This is a genomic window from Microcystis sp. M20BS1, assembly GCF_020245305.1.
Classification (GTDB): Bacteria; Cyanobacteriota; Cyanobacteriia; order Cyanobacteriales; family Microcystaceae; genus Microcystis; species Microcystis ichthyoblabe_A.
In genome coordinates, this window is sequence record NZ_JADBUZ010000214.1 from 11,428 (window position 1) to 27,586 (window position 16,159).

The 16,159-nt window shown below is 43.7% G+C and carries 20 protein-coding genes and 3 pseudogenes; 7 read left to right on the forward strand and 16 right to left on the reverse strand.

Features of this window, described 5'->3' with window-relative positions; genetic code table 11:
- Positions 1 to 88 precede the first annotated feature (88 nt).
- The 3 genes from IM507_RS20320 to IM507_RS20330 form a co-directional block, all read right to left on the reverse strand.
- The gene (locus IM507_RS20320) at positions 89 to 2,794 is read right to left on the reverse strand and encodes a phycobilisome rod-core linker polypeptide (RefSeq protein ID WP_002734960.1); all 2,706 of its coding nucleotides are present in this window, start codon (positions 2,792 to 2,794) and stop codon (positions 89 to 91) included.
- A gap of 174 nt (positions 2,795 to 2,968) precedes the next feature.
- Positions 2,969 to 3,307 (reverse strand): divalent-cation tolerance protein CutA, encoded by a 339-nt coding sequence (cutA, locus tag IM507_RS20325; protein ID WP_002733846.1) that lies wholly within the window; start codon positions 3,305 to 3,307, stop codon positions 2,969 to 2,971.
- Between the two features lie 167 nt (positions 3,308 to 3,474).
- Positions 3,475 to 4,182: a Crp/Fnr family transcriptional regulator gene (locus tag IM507_RS20330; RefSeq protein WP_002732437.1), complete on the reverse strand. Its 708-nt coding sequence runs from the start codon at positions 4,180 to 4,182 to the stop codon at positions 3,475 to 3,477.
- A 55-nt stretch (positions 4,183 to 4,237) separates the two neighbouring features.
- Between IM507_RS20330 and IM507_RS20335 the strand changes: the two genes are divergently transcribed.
- The 5 genes and pseudogenes from IM507_RS20335 to IM507_RS20355 all read left to right on the forward strand — a co-directional run bounded on the left by IM507_RS20335 (position 4,238) and on the right by IM507_RS20355 (position 6,503).
- Positions 4,238 to 5,437: a hypothetical protein gene (locus IM507_RS20335; RefSeq protein WP_287637616.1), complete on the forward strand. Its 1,200-nt coding sequence runs from the start codon at positions 4,238 to 4,240 to the stop codon at positions 5,435 to 5,437.
- A gap of 339 nt (positions 5,438 to 5,776) precedes the next feature.
- A pseudogene (locus tag IM507_RS20340) lies at positions 5,777 to 5,914 on the forward strand (ISL3 family transposase); the annotation flags it as partial.
- Positions 5,890 to 6,075, forward strand: a complete 186-nt coding sequence (locus IM507_RS20345; protein ID WP_002775410.1) for a hypothetical protein — start codon at positions 5,890 to 5,892, stop codon at positions 6,073 to 6,075. The pseudogene IM507_RS20340 and the gene IM507_RS20345, both read left to right, overlap by 25 nt.
- A gap of 4 nt (positions 6,076 to 6,079) precedes the next feature.
- A pseudogene (locus IM507_RS20350) lies at positions 6,080 to 6,214 on the forward strand (element excision factor XisH family protein); the annotation flags it as partial.
- A gap of 43 nt (positions 6,215 to 6,257) precedes the next feature.
- Positions 6,258 to 6,503, forward strand: a complete 246-nt coding sequence (locus IM507_RS20355; RefSeq protein ID WP_002775412.1) for a hypothetical protein — start codon at positions 6,258 to 6,260, stop codon at positions 6,501 to 6,503.
- A gap of 67 nt (positions 6,504 to 6,570) precedes the next feature.
- On the opposite strand, the gene IM507_RS20360 is transcribed toward IM507_RS20355, so the two are convergent.
- From IM507_RS20360 to bchM, 5 genes are all read right to left on the reverse strand, one after another.
- Positions 6,571 to 6,918, reverse strand: coding sequence for a carbon dioxide-concentrating mechanism protein CcmK (locus tag IM507_RS20360; RefSeq protein WP_002733188.1), 348 nt, complete (start codon positions 6,916 to 6,918; stop codon positions 6,571 to 6,573).
- A gap of 104 nt (positions 6,919 to 7,022) precedes the next feature.
- The gene (locus tag IM507_RS20365) at positions 7,023 to 7,331 is read right to left on the reverse strand and encodes a carbon dioxide-concentrating mechanism protein CcmK (RefSeq protein WP_002732196.1); all 309 of its coding nucleotides are present in this window, start codon (positions 7,329 to 7,331) and stop codon (positions 7,023 to 7,025) included.
- Positions 7,332 to 7,382: 51 nt separating this feature from the next.
- Positions 7,383 to 7,877 carry a peptide-methionine (S)-S-oxide reductase MsrA gene (gene msrA / locus IM507_RS20370; protein WP_287637617.1) on the reverse strand — a complete coding sequence of 165 codons (495 nt, stop codon included), beginning with the start codon at positions 7,875 to 7,877 and terminating at the stop codon, positions 7,383 to 7,385.
- Positions 7,870 to 8,637 (reverse strand): 3-methyl-2-oxobutanoate hydroxymethyltransferase, encoded by a 768-nt coding sequence (gene panB / locus IM507_RS20375; protein ID WP_002792150.1) that lies wholly within the window; start codon positions 8,635 to 8,637, stop codon positions 7,870 to 7,872. Before panB ends, msrA begins: the two co-directional genes overlap by 8 nt.
- Before the next feature lie 3 nt (positions 8,638 to 8,640).
- Complete coding sequence (gene bchM, locus IM507_RS20380) at positions 8,641 to 9,333, reverse strand: magnesium protoporphyrin IX methyltransferase (RefSeq protein ID WP_123230074.1); 693 nt, start codon at positions 9,331 to 9,333, stop codon at positions 8,641 to 8,643.
- A gap of 211 nt (positions 9,334 to 9,544) precedes the next feature.
- On the opposite strand from bchM, the gene pyk reads away from it, so the two are divergent.
- Positions 9,545 to 10,966, forward strand: coding sequence for a pyruvate kinase (gene pyk, locus IM507_RS20385; protein WP_123230073.1), 1,422 nt, complete (start codon positions 9,545 to 9,547; stop codon positions 10,964 to 10,966).
- 127 nt (positions 10,967 to 11,093) lie between these two features.
- Positions 11,094 to 11,246, forward strand: a complete 153-nt coding sequence (locus IM507_RS20390) for a histidine phosphatase family protein (RefSeq protein ID WP_256094029.1) — start codon at positions 11,094 to 11,096, stop codon at positions 11,244 to 11,246.
- Between the two features lie 120 nt (positions 11,247 to 11,366).
- Here IM507_RS20390 and clpB read toward each other — a convergent pair whose 3' ends face one another.
- The 8 genes and pseudogenes from clpB to IM507_RS20425 all read right to left on the reverse strand — a co-directional run bounded on the left by clpB (position 11,367) and on the right by IM507_RS20425 (position 16,148).
- Positions 11,367 to 13,985 (reverse strand): ATP-dependent chaperone ClpB, encoded by a 2,619-nt coding sequence (gene clpB / locus IM507_RS20395; protein WP_069474593.1) that lies wholly within the window; start codon positions 13,983 to 13,985, stop codon positions 11,367 to 11,369.
- A gap of 301 nt (positions 13,986 to 14,286) precedes the next feature.
- Positions 14,287 to 14,436 (reverse strand): annotated as a pseudogene (locus tag IM507_RS23740) (ssr2422 family thylakoid membrane protein); the annotation flags it as partial.
- A 265-nt stretch (positions 14,437 to 14,701) separates the two neighbouring features.
- On the reverse strand, positions 14,702 to 14,911 hold the full coding sequence (locus IM507_RS20400; protein WP_002769523.1) for a DUF6887 family protein: 210 nt from the start codon (positions 14,909 to 14,911) through the stop codon (positions 14,702 to 14,704).
- Positions 14,912 to 14,992: 81 nt separating this feature from the next.
- Positions 14,993 to 15,217, reverse strand: a complete 225-nt coding sequence (locus IM507_RS20405; RefSeq protein WP_287637624.1) for a type II toxin-antitoxin system RelE family toxin — start codon at positions 15,215 to 15,217, stop codon at positions 14,993 to 14,995.
- Between the two features lie 34 nt (positions 15,218 to 15,251).
- Positions 15,252 to 15,464, reverse strand: coding sequence for a hypothetical protein (locus tag IM507_RS20410; protein WP_002743287.1), 213 nt, complete (start codon positions 15,462 to 15,464; stop codon positions 15,252 to 15,254).
- Positions 15,458 to 15,658: a hypothetical protein gene (locus tag IM507_RS20415; RefSeq protein WP_287637626.1), complete on the reverse strand. Its 201-nt coding sequence runs from the start codon at positions 15,656 to 15,658 to the stop codon at positions 15,458 to 15,460. Before IM507_RS20415 ends, IM507_RS20410 begins: the two co-directional genes overlap by 7 nt.
- A gap of 161 nt (positions 15,659 to 15,819) precedes the next feature.
- Positions 15,820 to 16,026 carry a type II toxin-antitoxin system HicB family antitoxin gene (locus tag IM507_RS20420; protein WP_002769524.1) on the reverse strand — a complete coding sequence of 69 codons (207 nt, stop codon included), beginning with the start codon at positions 16,024 to 16,026 and terminating at the stop codon, positions 15,820 to 15,822.
- A complete protein-coding gene (locus IM507_RS20425; protein WP_287637457.1) occupies positions 16,026 to 16,148 on the reverse strand; it encodes a type II toxin-antitoxin system HicA family toxin in 123 nt (40 codons plus the stop codon). Before IM507_RS20425 ends, IM507_RS20420 begins: the two co-directional genes overlap by 1 nt.
- Positions 16,149 to 16,159: the final 11 nt, after the last annotated feature.

A 16,159-nucleotide genomic window follows, 5' to 3' on the forward strand; every position in this document is an offset into this window, starting at 1 on the left:
GATTGACGATGATAAATTTTGGCCGGTAATTTGTCCCGAAAAAAGCTCGTGTTGAACACGAGCTAAATTAACTAACTTCAAGGACTAATTAGCCACCGACCTTAACTACTGGTTTAAAACTGGGAACAACCAGTTCACTATCCTGTTTGGTCAGCTTATTGTATAAGCGTTCCGTATTGGGGAAATTCGCGGCCGGTAGAGTCGGGAAACGACGATAGGGAACCGTATCTTCACCAAATAATTGTAGGTATTCCATGCTATTAACCATGGCACCGATAAAGGCTTTTAATCCCTTAGTTGCCAGAATTTGGTTATATTTCTGGATTTCTTTTTGATTCAAGGGAGCGCGACCTAAGAAGTGCTTGGTTCCCAATTCAATTACTTTCGTATTCGGATAGGGAGCATAGAATTCTTTCAGGTAAAGATCCGAACAACCTAAACCCTCGATAAACTCTTTCACCGTGATCTCAGCATTGCTTAATTTACTCTCTAAAGCGGTAAATTCGGCATTGATGATATAGGGTTCGAGATCCCGTTCAAAAATCTGACGATAGGCAGCGCGAACAGTATTTTGTACGGCAACTTTATCCAGATTAGTTAACAGTTTAAAGATCTTAGTTTGTTCCCGTTGAACCGTGACACCTTGACCGACACGGGATTGAATATCCGGTTCAGTGCGAATCGAGACCGAAGGTGTACCCAATTCAATAAAGCGCGGGGTTTCCTCTTTATCAACTCTTTGGCCGATATCTTCGCGGAGATTACCCAAACGCACCATCCGTAACTGCATCCCTTGGGGAGTTAGATAGCGCTCGTAGGGAACCGTATCTTCGCCAAAAGCTTCCGTATATTCAGGACTGTCGATAATGGCATCGATTAAAGCATAGAAGCCTTTTTTCGAGCAAAGATCGAAGTATTGATTCATTTCCTGACGACCGTAGGTGGGACGACCGAGCAGACGACGGTGAATATATTCGATCGCTTTCACCACATAGAGAGGAGTCCAGTAGATTTTCCGGAAAGCCTCGGATTTAGCTAGGGTTTTGATAAACTCGCGCAGAGTAATATCGCCATTTTCTAACTTAATCTCGGCCACGGATAAACGCTGACCTTCGTAGGGCATTCGACCGAAAACCTGACGATAAGCCGCTAAAATCACTCTTTGGGTGGAACTTTCGCCAAATTTAACGCTTACCCCATTGCTAGAACCGGGTAACTCGTTATTGAGACGGAAAACTTTCGGTCCCAAAGTACCGGGGAATTCACCTCGGGCGCCGGGGTTGCTATTTTGGTTATTAGTCGCCGGTCCGCGGTGGATGAGGATACGTTTGCTATCTTTACCGAAGGGAGCGGGACTAGAACTAGGTTCGCGGGTTTCTTTCGGGAAAATTGCCCCAAATTGGATTTCTAGGGGATCATTTCCGGAACCGTAAACGTGCTGATCCGGTAAGGGGCGATCGTATTTAGCAAAGGTGGTGATAAATTGGGGAACTTTGCGGAAAGGTGCGCTGTAGTTAAACAGGTCGATCTGCATCCCCCAGTTACGACATTCCTGTGCTTCTGCACCCAAACCCCGGAGATAGGGAACGGTTTCTTCGCCGAAATAGTCGGAATACTCCTGAGAATCCACTAAAGCATCGATTAACGCCCCTAAACCGCCGCTAGAGACGATCGAGAAGTATTTCTGCACTTCTTCCCGGGAGGAAGGACCGCGACCGAGGAAATGACGGAAAGCCAATTCTAGAGCGCGACTATTGATAAAAGGTTCAAAGAACTGTTTGCGATAGAGAGGCGATTTACCGAGACGACGGACGAATTCTTTCATCGAGATGTCGCCGTTTTTCACCTTCGATTCTAGGTCAGAAATGGACTGACTATAGGCGCGGGTGATGTCCCGTTCAAAAATTTGTCTGTAGGCGGCCTTGATAATCGAAGATTTTTCCGACTCCGATAAACCGGTTTTCATGACAAACTTTTGCCGTTTTTCGGCGCCATTGTAGTAGCTTTGGGGAAGACTTAAACCCTGTTGGTCACTACTGGGACGCTGACGCAGTTTATTAGAGGGGGTGGGGGCCTTTAATTCCCCTAGTAGGATATTGAAATAGTCACTGATTAAAGTGGCCGCATCCTTGTCTCTTTGGAAATACTCGATCGAAGCGGCCCGCATTTCCTGTAGGGCCACGATGGTGGCATCAATAGAACAGGCATTTTCGAGAACTTCCCTTAAACCGCGGGTATTAACGATCAGGATACTGGTATCACCGGCCACGATCGCGTATGTAATATAACGCAGGAACCAGGATAAATCCCGGAGGGACTTCTGCATATTGCTCGGACCGTAACGAGAGACGTTAATCGGTCGGAATCCGGGGGGAATCGGGCCGCTAGAGGCGAAAATCCCTTTTAAACCACCAAGGAAACCACCACCGCCACCAGACCCGCTTTCAGCGTAGGTAACGGTTCCTAATTTCATCCCTTCCTGGACGTTGATCATTTTACCCGCACCCACCAGGGCCAATTCTTCCACGGGGGGTTTTTCTAGGTAGGCCATGGGGGAACCACCGGTAAAAATCCGGTTAGCTGCCCGCGAGACGATCAAATCGGAGTTCCGGGTGAGCGTTTGGGCAATATCTAAACGCTTGCTCCCCGATTGGAAGTAGGCGATCAGTTCGTTGAGTTCGGGTTTATCGAGAAAGCGGTCTTGTTGTTCTGCTTGGGTAATGGCAGATACCGGGACGGTTTGATAGAGTTGGGGACGCGCTAAGGAGCTGCCACCGCTTGCCTTAAGACTCATTGGATTTTAACTATCTCCCTTGACGATGTGCTGAGTTCTCCAATCGTGGAGGCGATCGGTCTTAAAACCAGATGTTTAAACATTTAATCAGCATCTAGATTAAAACTTTTTGCGCTTCCTGAGATAGTTTATTAAGAATTGTATAGATTTTTTTCGCTCAAGTTGCCGATTGGTCTATTCTGACACCCCACTGGTATGGGAGGCTAACCAGTCTAAATAGGTCTGAGAACCCGCCACAATCGGTAAAGCGATGATTTCTGGGACGGCATAGCTATGAAGTTCCTGTATCTTCGCCGATAACTGCTCAAACTGCTTTAAATCGGTTTTAATCACTAATTGCCATTCGCGCTCGTTTTCAATCTGTCCCTGCCAACGATAAATGGAACGCATCGGGTAAATACTGACACAAGCGGCCAGGCGCTCGTTAAGTAAGGCGATCGCTAGGTGTTCCGCTTCCGTTTCGCTGGCCGTTGTCACCAGCACCACTCCAAAACTGGTTAATTTTTCAGTCATAAGTAGTCGTGCAAAATAAATTTCCTAGTGAAGATAGGCACTCATGCAAAAGGCAACAGGCAACAGGCAATAGGAGGAATAGATAATCAGTCTTTAATAACCAGATTTTAGTAGGATAACCGATAACTGATAACTGATAACTGATCACTGATAACTGATAACTGAATTTAGGCGATCGCTTTTTCTAAAGCGGCCAGATCGGGAATACAGAGAGATTCCTGCTCTCGTTGAATCAGGCCTTTTTTCTCCAATTTAGTCAAGGATCGGGTCACGGTTTCCCGGGCCAGTCCACTAATACCACTCAATTCCCGGTGAGGTAAATTAGGAATTATCGCACCCTGACCGCTTTTTTCTCCTTGACCTTCGGCTAAAAAGAGTAAAGTATCGGCGACTCTGGAGAGACTATCGGCCTCGCGCAAACGTAAACGCTGGTTAACTTGACGCAAACGCTTGGCCATTAACTGAGAAAGACGAATTCCCGCTAAAGGCTCCGATTTGAGCAGATTAACAAAATCTTGGGCGGGAATACTGCTAATTGTGGCCGTGGTTAAGGTGATAGCATCGGTGGAGCGGGTAGATTCTTCTAAAGCGGCCATTTCTCCGACTATTTCCCCTTTACCGAGGATATTTAAGGTGACTTCTTTGCCATCCATATTGTAAGTACGAATTTTCACCCAACCATCCAGAATAAAGTAAACTGACCCCCCCCAATCATTTTCTAATAAAATCGCCCGATTAGGGGGATGAGTGCGGGTGACAACATGAGAAGTAACTTTATCGATGGTTTCAGGGGGTAAACCGACCAATAAGGTGGCTGTATCCAATAATTTTTGAATCTCTGCCGATTTTTCGGCAGGATAGCGTTTTTCTTCCATAGTTTAATATTTAAATTTTGTTCGTTTCAAGTGAGTGATTCTACAATAGACAGTTGTGGGTATTTTTATTTATCTAGTGACCGATAAACAGGATTTTTCCTCCCTACTGACCGAGATCGATCGGATTCTTGCCAAGGTGATTTCATCTCTAGTTAACCCGCAAGAAGTTACTTCCGAGACAATTATCGCCACTCGTCAACATTTAGAATCGGCCAAAGCGCTTCTTTTTCCTTTATTATCCCCCGATCGAACCCCTGAAGTTGTCCGTTGGTCTCTGGGAATGGAGGTACAACCACCAGGGGTGAAAATCGTCTTTTTTCGGGAAAGCCAAGGATTGATCGATTTTTATCCTCTTTCTTGGAGTCTAGCAACGGGAACGAGCGATCTCTTACCCTGCTCTCAGGTGGAAGAATATCTAATTAGCTGGCTATCTAATCGGGATTTTAGCACCGATTCTTGGCTGTGGGAAGCCCTAGAGCGATTAGAAGCTATTATTATTACCGATGACGGGGAAACCCCCACGGATGACCTAAAAAAAGCCCTTCTCACAGCGCAACTAATACCCCCCGATCGCCTCTCTAGTCTGGAAACAGCGATCGCTACTGCTCTGGCCTATATTCCCACTAGCGACCAACCCCAACCCCAAACCCTACTGGTGATCGAAGGTAAACGAGAGACTACCACTTTAGCGCTGCTGGAAGTACCACGGCAAACTTGCTCTTTATCCCGTCAAGCGATCGCTCTAAGCCATTTTAACTACGGGGAAAACACCTATGAACAGGCCATACTCTCTCAGTTAATTTATCCTCTCTGGCGTTCTTTTTTACCCCTTTCGCTCTCCGATCTCACCGATACTAATCCCTTTAAAAAATCTTTACTGGCAGCCGCTAGATTAACTAAATTAATCCTGCAAGAAGAAAGCGAATTTACCTCCTCTCTAGCTGGTCATACTTGGACGGTCAGTCGCGGGGATTTAAATAAGAAGGTGATCTTACCATATCTAGATAATTTAAGACAAAAAGTTAATGATTTGTTAGAAAAACAGCAAAAAAGTCTTAAAGATATCGATCAAATAATTTTTAGCGGTAATTTTTTCTTGACCATTTGGCCCTATTTCCTAACAGAAATTCAGCAAGAATTTGCTGGCTGCCATCTAGAGGCCCCCAGTCAGGAAAACTTCTCACCAGCAATCTTGGGTTTAGGTCGTCTCTGTTTATTTTCGGCTCTTAGAGGTGAGAAGGTCAATAATGCTTAAAAAATCCACCTCAGCCTTATTTAAAAGTCAGAATTTAGGGGTGAATAGAATTTTTAGGGTAATTGGGTCGAATACTCAACAAAGGCGCTGGTGATTCGGTAGCAGTGATGGTGGTTTAATGCTTTGCCAGTTGGGTATTATAAGCTAAGACGCATTTTAACCGCCTATCCTTAGATTAGCAACAATCTCCCCCAATCCCTTTACTATTGCCCCTTGTCTCATCTCAACAAGCAGTTTAAATACACGGACAGCTTATTATTCATAGCAGATAACCAATCATGGCTCTTCTAGGTTCTGTGTGAGCATGGTATAATAGTAAAACAGAACAGGAGGTGGGTTATGTGGATAAATTTTGATCAACTCCTCGATTTACCAAATGTAACAGTGGTCAATTATCAAAAAATTGCTCAGACAATTTTCCTAAAGCTTGCTCTTTTAAATGAAACAATTGAATGTCCGATGAAATACAATTGCAATTTGCTTTATCCAATGGTCGCGTGATTTTTACTCAAGATACTGATTTTTTAAGAATCAATCAACTAGCAGGTTGCTTCAAGTCAGAAAAATTCCCCTCTATCCGTCCCAACCTAATCGAGACTATTGGTCACTGGCTAAATAACGCGATCGCCGAACCATAAAAAAATGCCTGCCAAAGATATTTTCCATGATTGTGTAAAACACGCCCTAATCAAAGATGGCTGGATAGTTACCGATGATACCTTAAGTCTTAAAATTGGCAAAAAAGACTTGTTTATTGATCTAGCAGAGGAACTGTTAACACAAATTGATCCCCCCTAGTCCCCAAAAGAAGAATCTCCCCATGAGTAACCCTATTATCATTGAAACTGACTTAAAAGATATTCTCGCTAAACTTGACAATCGGTTAGAGCGAATCGAAACAAAACTAGAAGTATTACCGAAAATAGAGGCCGAAGTTTCCCAACTCAAAGAAGATGTCAAAGACTTGAAAGAAAGGGCAACGGCTCAAATATGGGCTTTGATAGTCACTGTTATCGGTGCAACTGTTGCAGCAATTATCAAATTCGGTTTTCTGACTAAAACTTAAATCATCCCTAAAAACTAAGTTGGAACTAGACAAGTTCCAACCAGTAACAAAAAATTGACCTTGAAGATTAACGACGGATTGGTGCCATCGCACCGTCGGCAGCAGCGCGAAAAGGTTCCACTGCCTCGCTATAATCGATCGGTAAAATAGCCACCACGTTATCGTGAGGACGGGGAATAATTACCCAGGTTTCTAAAGCTGCCCCCTCGGTTTTATTGACGGCTTCAATGCCGGCAGCCATAGCGGTTTTTACCTCCTGTACATCCCCACGAATATTGAGGGTAAAACGGGCGCTTCCTGCCCTTAAATAACCAACAATCGTGATCCGTCCTGCTTTTACCATCGCATCGGCGGCCGCTAGAATACCGGGGAAACCTTTTGTCTCGATCGATCCCACCGCGGGTTGGGCTGTCATAAATTAACTCCTAATAACAAAAATCAGATAAGTTCAATTGATAGAATCCAATCTATTTTCCAGTCTTTAACTATAGTCTAGTTTGGGGCCAATCGCTAGGGAAATTAACTGCGAAAACGGTCTGACTTAGGCGTATGCTGCACTGGTAAAACCGCCAGGACATTTTCTGGAGGATTCGGTACGATGTAATGACTGACCACATTGCCACCAAAAGCGGTCATCGCTGCCGCTAATCCTGCCTCTACTGCTGGTTTAACCTCGGAAATCGGACCGCGAATCGCCACCAAAAATTCGCCCCTTTCCGCTAGATCAAAATAAACTAGGGTGACTCGTCCCCCTTTAACCATGGCATCCGCCGCCGCTAAAACGGGGGGAAAACCCAACGTTTGAATGACTCCGACCGCCTCGGGCATTTTTCCTGATCTCCTGCGAAAGCAATTTTACATTATACCCCGAACCTGTATTTATATTTTCTTCTGCAAATCCCCGACCGATCGAGCCTGTTTTTTCTCTAAATACTGTTGATGGGACTGATCGGCCAGATAATAATCTCCTGCGGGTTCGATCAAAGTAACGATATCCTGCTGAAACTTTCCCGATAGTTGTAGTTGACGCTTGGAAGCAGTGGCGATTAACTTTTGTTCCGGGGTGTGATAAAAAATAATTGATCGATATTGTTCTCCCCGGTCCGGTCCTTGGCGATTTAACTGAGTCGGATCATGGATTGACCAAAAAACAGCTAATAACGCCTCGTAGCTTATTTCTTGGGGATTATAGGCAATTTGTGCCACTTCCGCATGACCGGTAATTCGCGATAAGACATCGAGATAACTAGGATTGGGAAAATTTCCCCCCATATAACCCACAGAAGTCGCTAAAACCCCTGGTAAACGCCGAAATGCGTCCTCGGTTTTCCAAAAACAGCCGGCCCCAAAGGTAGCTTTTTCGCCGTTATTCATTTCTCCTCACATCCTTGGCAAATTCTACCACTGCTTTTGTAATTGTCTCGCTTAAATTAGCATAAACTTTGGCAAAAGGGGGAGCTTTTTCGGTTAATCCTAGGATATCCGCCGTTACCAACACCTGACCATCACAATCTTCCCCCGCACCGATACCAATCGTCGGGATAGTCAATTTATCGGTAATAGTAGCGGCTAAATTGGCGGGAATATGTTCCAAAACCAGGGCAAATACTCCCGCTTTCTCCAAGGCTAAAGCTTCCTCGATTAATCTTTGTGCCTCCGATGGAGTTTTTCCCTGCTGACGGTATCCTAACCGATGGACTGACTGGGGAGTTAATCCGATATGACCCATAACAGGGATGCCTATCTCGGTTAAACGGCTAATAGTCTCGATCATAGCGGGATAACCTCCCTCTAATTTTACCCCTTGCACTCCCGCTTCCTTTAACATCCTTCCGGCGGAGTGAATTGCCTGACTGACACTTTCCTGATAGCTGAGAAAAGGCAAATCACAGACAACTAAAGCTTGTTTTACCCCGCGAGACACGGCCGCCGCGTGGTGAATCATCGCCTCTAGGGTGATCGGTAAAGTGGTAGGATAGCCCAAAGCGGTCATAGCTAAGGAATCACCTACCAAGATAATATCAATTCCTGCCCGATCGAGCAGTCGCGCGATCGGATAATCCCAAGCTGTGAGGGTGACAATCGCGCGTTTTTGCTGTTTCCACTCGATTAATTTGCTGGTGGTGACTGCCATTATTTATTCACTGCGGACAGCTTCGAGGATACGGGAAAAATAGAAACGAGTGCTAGTCATACTCGTCCGTTCAATTTTAAAGCCATTTTCGTTTAAAGCGGCGATAATAGTTTTTTCCTTGTGTTGATAAGCGCGAGTGGTTTTACTCGGACCGGGGAAAAATTGACCAATTTTCTTGAGAATGGTTAATAAACAGGTTTTAGGGGCAAAACTGAGGATTAAACGGGATTGAGCTAGGGATCCCAAGTGTTTAATCATGCCTAAGGCTTCTTCTGTGGGATAGTGAATGAGAACATCAAGACAGATGACTGTGTGATATTGGCCGGTTAATGCTTCTAAATCTTGAACGGCAAAGGTGAGTTTACCGGTATCTGCTAACTCTTTGGACGCTCTTTCCTTGGCTTCTGTCACCATTTTCTCAGAAATATCACTGGCGAAAATAGTTGCGCCCGCTTTAGCAAGGGGAATACTAAGACTACCGACTCCACAACCAGCATCACAGATCGAGAGATTAGGCAAATTGTCATCACTTTCTAACCAACCGATAACGGTATCGATCGTCTGTTGATGACCGATGCGAATATCTTTTTGTACTTTGTTAACTTCGCCATCCCCATAAATCCGGCGCCAGCGATCGAATCCCGTGGCGTTAAAATAGTCCTTGACTATGGCTTTATCGTCTAATGTGTTGGTCATAAGGAAATCTAAACGAGCGGAGATGGTTATTAGTTTATCCTACCGTGAAAGCTCTCAACGGTTGCTGCTGATAGCTGACTCCTGACTGCTCAGGAGAGGACCGGGAGCGATGGCAAGTCTGTGGAAAAGCTTAATTTGTTTTTCGCTTCACCGTTAGTTAACCTAAAGTGAATATCATGTAATCGTCCCAAGATCGATTAGTAAGGGTTCCATGTCAATTATTACCCATAGAACTAAGATCGTAGCCACGATCGGCCCTGCCAGTAATTCGCCAGAAGTCCTCAAGGAAATGATCGGTGCGGGGATGAATGTAGCGCGGCTAAACTTTTCCCACGGTAGCTACGAAGATCATGCGAGAGTTGTTAGCCTTTTACGGCAAATTTCTCAAGAATTAGACAATCCTATCACTCTCCTGCAAGATTTACAAGGGCCGAAAATTCGCGTCGGTAATCTCCCCAATGGTTCGATTACCATCAACGACGGCGATTATCTCACCCTTGTACCCATGGATGAGTATCGGGGAGAACCGAACACCGTTTCGATCGATTATCCCTATCTGGCCGAGGAAGCACAGCTAGGTGAGCAAATTCTCCTTGATGATGGCTTATTAGAGCTAAAAATCGTTGAAATTAACGGAAAAAACCTAAAATGTCAAGTATTGGAGGGAGGAATTCTCAAGAGTCGCAAGGGAGTTAATCTACCCCGTCTCAATTTGCGCTTACCTTCCATGACCGAAAAAGACAAACAAGACCTAGAATTTGGTCTTGCTCAGGGGGTTGATTGGGTTTCCCTTAGTTTTGTTCGTAAAGGAGAAGATATCAAGGCGATTAAGGCATTTTTAGCCGAGAGAAATCATGGGGATGTGCCAGTGATGGCTAAAATTGAAAAACCGCAAGCGATCGAAAATTTGGAGTCAATTATCGAGGAATGTGACGGAATTATGGTGGCCCGGGGCGATTTGGGGGTAGAATTAAGTCCCGAAAAAGTCCCCATGTTGCAAAAACGCATTATCAAACTCTGCAACATGAAAACTATTCCCGTCATCACTGCCACCCAGATGTTAGAAAGCATGATTCACAATCCCCGACCGACTCGGGCCGAGGCTAGTGATGTGGCTAATGCGATTATCGATGGAACCGATGCGGTGATGTTATCGGGGGAATCAGCAGTGGGAGATTTTCCCGTCAAAGCTGTGGCTATGTTGGCCAAAATCGCCCATGATGTGGAAGCGGATGTGAAGTTTGATAATGCTCCCCCCAATCAGTCCGATGAAACTCACGCTCTCAGTGAGGCTTTAGTGGCGATCGATCAAACCCTTGATCTCCGTTATATTGTCACTTTTACCACCTCTGGCTACACTTCGCTACTGGCTTCTAAGGAACGTCCCTCGGTTCCTGTCATTGCCATGACTCCCAACAAACGAGTCTATCACCGTCTCAATCTAGTCTGGGGTGTGATCCCGATTCTTCTTGATCATCAGGTGTCCGTCTTTGAGGATGTGTTAAAGCAAACGGAATCAATTCTGCTTCAGAAAAATCTAGCCCAATCCGGCGATAAAATCCTGATTATGGCGGGAATTCCCATGCAGAAAACTAAAGGCACTAATTTCCTCAAAATTCACAGGATTCCCTAAGTTCTAGGAGTCAGGAGTCAGGACACAGGAGACAGGAGACAGGAGACAGGAGACAGGAGATTATTTCTATTTATTCTCCCCACTTCCCCACACCCCACACCCCAAACCCCACTTCCCAAGAAAACCCATGTCAAAACTTGTATTAATTCGTCACGGCCAAAGTCTTTGGAATGCGGCCAATAAATTCACTGCATGGGTCGATGTTCCCTTGAGGAAACGCGGTAGGGCTGAAGCCATGATCGCTGCCTGTAAACTGAAAGAGGCCAATATCACGATCTAGGGTTTGCTGAAAAAGTCCCCTCGATTTCTCAACGTTTGTCTCTGGGACTTTTTTGACTAAAAAAGTCCCAAAACCGTTTTCTAGTAAGGCTTCCAATAAGATTCAGCCAACCCTACTTAATTAAGCAGTTACTACCGGGGAAGCTAACCGTTTAAAGGTCAATCTTTCATCGGCCACATCGACAAAAATCGTGTCTCCCCCTTTAAATTCGCCGCGCAGAATTGCCTTAGCGATCGGAGTTTCCACATATCTTTGTACTGCCCGTTTTAGGGGTCGCGCACCGTACACTGGATCGTAACCAATTTCTGCTAGATAATCGAGGGCAATATCGGCAAGTTTCAGGGCTAATTTTTGTTCCATCAAGCGATCACTGAGATTGGCTGTCTGTAGTTTGACAATCGATCGCAGTTGCGCTTTTTGTAAACTATGGAAAATGATCGTTTCATCGATACGATTGAGAAATTCGGGACGGAAACTATTCCGCATTGCTTCCATCACTCGTGCCTGCATTTCCTCGTAACGAGACTCATCACCAGCCACGTCTAAAATGTATTGAGAACCGATATTACTGGTCATAATAATGATGGTATTTTTGAAATCAACCAGATGACCTTGAGAGTCGGTTAAGCGCCCATCGTCAAGGATTTGTAACATAACGTTAAAAACGTCGGGATGGGCTTTTTCAATCTCATCAAAGAGGATGACAGAGTAGGGACGACGCCGGATTGCCTCGGTTAATTGTCCTCCTTCATCGTAGCCGACGTATCCCGGAGGCGCACCCATGAGACGGGAAACGCTGTGTTTTTCCATGTATTCCGACATATCGATGCGAACTAGAGCCTCTTCCGTGTCAAAGAGATTGCGTGCTAGAGCTTTCGCTAATTCTGTCTTACCAACACCCGTCGGACCGAGAAAAATAAAGCTGGCCGTGGGACGGTTGGGATCTGATAAACCAGCGCGGGAACGTTGAATCGCTTCGGCTACGGCTGTGACCGCTTCTTCTTGACCGATGACACTTTCGTGTAATTCGTCTTCCAGATTGAGGAGTTTTTCTTTTTCCGATTCGATTAATTTATTGAGAGGAATTCCCGTCCATTTCGAGATAATTTCGGCGATATCCGATTCGAGAACTTCTTCCCTTAATAAACTTTTACCAGTGGTTTGTTTGTCGGCCAATTGGGTTTCTAGGGCGGACATTTGCCGCTGCAGATCGGTTAATTTTCCGAACTTTAATTCGGCGGCCCGATTATAATCATAATCTCGTTCGGCCTGTTGAATTTCTAGATTAACTTGTTCGATCGCTTCTTTAACTCCACGAACTCTATCGATAATCTCTTTTTCTCCTTGCCATTGGGCATTTAATCCCGATTGTTCTTCCTTGAGGTTAGCCAGTTCTTTTTCTAACTTTTCTAACCGTTCTCGCGAAGCTGGATCGTACTCCCGTTGTAGGGAAAGTCTTTCCATTTCTAACTGGAGAATTTTGCGATCAATTTCATCGAGTTCTTCCGGTTTAGAAGTGATTTCCATTTTCAATTTGGCCGCCGCTTCATCAACTAAATCAATGGCCTTATCGGGCAAAAAGCGATCGCTAATATAACGATTAGAAAGCAGTGCCGCTGCCACTAAAGCATTATCAGCAATTTTTACGCCATGATGCACCTCATAACGTTCTTTAAGACCGCGAAGAATCGAAATAGTATCGACCACATTTGGTTCATCTACTAAAACCTCTTGGAAGCGTCTTTCTAACGCCGCATCTTTTTCGATATATTTGCGGTATTCATCGAGGGTAGTAGCCCCAATACAACGCAATTCACCCCGGGCTAACATTGGTTTTAATAAATTGCCCGCATCCATTGCCCCTTGAGTGGCTCCCGCACCGACAACGGTATGGATTTCGTCAATAAACATGATGATATTGCCTTGGGAATCGGTGACTTCCTTGAGGACAGCTTTTAATCTTTCCTCAAACTCTCCGCGATATTTTGCTCCCGCAATTAAGCCGCCTAAATCGAGAGAAATGAGAGTCCGATCTAAAAGAGATTCTGGCACATCGCGGTTAATAATCCGCTGGGCTAATCCTTCGACAATGGCGGTTTTTCCTACTCCCGGTTCCCCGATTAAAACCGGGTTATTTTTAGTCCGACGCGAGAGGATCTGAATGGTGCGACGGATTTCGTCATCTCGTCCAATTACTGGGTCTAATTTACCTTCCCGTGCCAATTGGGTTAGATCCCGTCCGTATTTTTCTAGGGCTTCGTATTTGCCTTCTGGATTCTGATCGGTCACTTTTTGACTACCTCTGACTTGTTGAATAATTTCTTTGAGTTTGTTTTCGGTAAGTCCGAATTCTTGAAAAATATTTTTCCCGAAGCGATCATCTTTAGCGTAACCTAAAATTAAATGCTCGATCGAGATAAAGTCATCTCCAAATTCTCGGCGATAATTTTCCGCTCGATCGAGTAAACTATCTAAACTACGACCTAAATAAATCGAGTCGCCGGGGTTAGAGATTTTCGGTTGACGACGGATAAAGTCATCGGTTCGATCCCGCAAACGGGCTAGACTAATATTAGCTTTACTAAAGACACTGCCCGCTAATCCCTCCTGTTCAAGAAGGGCTTTCATTAGATGTTCGCTTTCGATTTGTTGCTGGCTGTTCTGTTTGGCAATGTCCGGCGTTTTGACGATTGCCTCCCAAGCTTTTTCTGTAAATTGTTGTGGATTGGTTGGCTGCATTTTCTATAAGAGATTACTTTTATACTCTAGAGATTATTCTAGATTGACCAGTTCGTCGGCTCCTAGGGGCTTACCGTACCTAGTTAAGGGGGATTTCCCCTCAATGGTGCGATTTAAGCGGCTAAAGTTTCAAGTTTATAAGCTGTCAGGGATTTAAACTGCGTCTTGGAAATTTTAGTACAAATGTTCAAACTCTCAACCAAGCTAAAATCTTAATTATTGAAGATGTCCACTGATTACTAGAGTTCTTGCATAATTAATTTTGCTTAGGTACTTACTAAATCCGGTTATTAAAGACTGATTATTTATTCCTCCTCTTGCCTATCCTGATATGTAGCCTATACTCAACGGATTTAGTATTACCTAGCACAGTTGAGACAATCACAGTTACAGTAGCGGCTGCAATTAAGCTAAATGCTAACTGAACTACCCATTGTGTAGCTTTTTGATAGTTATCGAATTTTTAGTTAAATTGCTCAAGTTACTTTTTTAATTCTCGTAACTCAGTGAGTATCTGTTGTTGGTTGTCTTGAGTATCCTCAGTTGTCAATGTCATGGGAAATTCAAGGGTTTGTACTGTTTGCTATTTCAGATCATAATCTATCTTGATTGATAACCCACGATGATTAAAGTTAGCGGTGCGTTACACTACGTTAAAGCACCCTACAAAATCGGCGATCGCAATTTTTCGATAATAATCGCATAACGCACGATTTCTATTCCTCAATTATTTGATTTAATTTTTCCTTGAAAATCGTTTCTATTTCTTTATAGGACATCGTTTGAGGTGCGGGATATTTAAACCCGTCTTTTTTTCGGCTTAATAATACTTCTAGTGCTTCACTAAAAATAGCTTCTTCGTTTCGATGTTCCGAAAGATACTGACGGAGTTCTGCGTTAGTCATTTCCGAAGGTGATTTTTTCATAATTCAAAGTTCCAATTTCCCTGTTCATCGATTAAAATGATTAGAAAGTAATTGACAGATAAAGATAGCGGTATTTTTCTATCAAGGAAAAGTTTTGTAAATTTCTCTACGATGTGCGACTCGTTGACAGATGATGGTTTGATTGGGTTTATCAATAGTCAGGCCAATCCTATAATCTGCAACTCTAATTTTATATTTATCTTTATGTCCTTTCATTTTATCGAGATAGTCTAATTCAAAAGGATTGTCAGTTTCTAACTCGGAAAATACGATCAACTCAATACGAGATTGTATGTCTTTTGGCAAAGAGGTTAATTCTTTTAAAAATCTCTTGTTGTATTCAACCTTCTACATTTTTATTTTTAAGCAATTCTAAATATTGTAAGGCTTTTTCTTTGTCTAGGATTTGATCATTTTCAACTTCTTCGATGAGTTTTCCTAGTCCGTAATCCTCTAGGATTTCTTCGATTTTTTCAAATTCAGCAATGGGAATTTGAACGGCAATCGGCTTTTGATCTTTGTCTAATACATAGCTTTTGTTAATTTCTAGCATTTGGTTCTCTCAATAGTATCATTTTCGCTATTTTTTGTCATGTTTTGGGCGGTATTTAACCGAACTAATTTTCTACCACTTTTCGCTTGTCTCTCCCTCCAATCGGCGCAAATCGCTTTTATATCGTAGTTGAAAGACTTGGCGTGTTCTTCTCTAATCTTATGAATTTCTTCGAGTATTTCATCTTCGCACATGGCTCATTCTCCCATTAACTCATAAGGTGTACAGATTAGCGGTAATTTGTAGCCGAAATCCGCGCATATATTGAGAAGTTTTTTCTGAATTTGAGCATTAGTAATATGTTTACAGTTCCATGTTAACAGATAAAAGTCGCGGACAGGATGCAGGTGATCGGTTACGCTTCGATATACTGGCAATAGGTGGCTGGTTGGGGAATTGGCAGCCCTTCCTCTTGTAATCCATCCAGATGAAATTGAATTGCTTCTTTCATATTTTCTGCGATTTCCTCTAGGGTTTTACCGGTAGTAACACAACCGGGTAAATCGGGAACATAAGCAGAATAATTATTTTCAGCTTTTTCGATAATAATCGCGTAACGCATTAGTTATTGTCTCCTTCTTCTAGATATTTATTCAATTGAGCTTGTTTGAAAATACTCCGTAAAGTCTTAATCGCTAAATCATCGGATGGCTTACCCGGAACAGTAACTAAACCTGATTTCAGAGAATGTTTGA